1 protein-coding gene is annotated in these 201 nt (G+C 49.8%); it reads right to left on the bottom strand.

Going from position 1 to position 201, the window contains the following annotated elements; translation table 11 throughout:
• Positions 1-201 (bottom strand): hypothetical protein (locus AC3Z9T_RS21435; protein ID WP_490128071.1); only part of this gene is annotated, 201 nt, incomplete at both ends.

Below are 201 nucleotides of genomic sequence, written 5' to 3'. Positions count from 1 at the left end.
TTTCGCCAGTGCATCACGTGTGGCTTGGCTGTCCGCTTCGGCTTTTTGCAACACCGCTTCTTTCTGCTTCAACTGTGCCACTTGTTGATCCAGCTCAGCCGTCAGGGCTTTCGCTTGCTGATCGGTGGCTTGCGTCATCAATTGTTTCTGTTTTTCAATCTCTTTTTGCAGCTGAGCCACATCCGTATTGGCTTGTTTCAA

Source organism: Providencia sp. 6390, from assembly GCF_058148425.1.
Note: the sequence above shows the minus strand (reverse complement) of the source record. Positions and strands in the feature narration are given on the sequence as shown.